Consider the following 447-nt stretch of genomic DNA (forward strand, 5'->3'; position numbering starts at 1 on the left):
TTGGGGGAGTGGGCCGACGCCCACGACCTTGATCTACGGCAGTCTGGATGCTAATCCAAGATTCCCCCTGAAATCCTCCTCCCCGTATTCGGTATCGATAAGTTTCCTTTTCCGTAACTCCGGCAACAGGCCGTTGATCAGCAAGTCTTCCTGATCCACCTGCCCGAGGCCATGCAGGGAAATGACATCCAGCACACCGGCGCGGTAGCGTTCTTCGATGGCGTCGGCCAGCTGTTCCGGCGTACCGGCGACAAACCAGTGGCCGGTTTCCTGCGCCTGTATGAGCAGTTCGCGCAGCGTCAGTCCCTGCAAGGCGAAACGCTTAAAAATCTCTGCCCGGCCGCGACGGCGGTTTATCTGATCGACATCCGGTAACAACCGCAGCGGAACGGGCTGATCCAGCGCAAGGTCGCGCAAATCAATGTCACCGCCCAGCATATCCGCCAC

Annotated in this window: 1 pseudogene; it reads right to left on the reverse strand. The window is 59.1% G+C overall.

The features are described 5' to 3' along the window. Positions 1 to 33: 33 nt before the first annotated feature. Positions 34 to 447 (reverse strand): annotated as a pseudogene (locus tag AACU55_RS22115) (LLM class flavin-dependent oxidoreductase); the annotation flags it as partial.

Origin of the sequence: Rahnella sp. CJA17(1/100) (genome assembly GCF_963881615.1) — a bacterium.
GTDB lineage: Bacteria > Pseudomonadota > Gammaproteobacteria > Enterobacterales > Enterobacteriaceae > Rahnella > Rahnella aceris.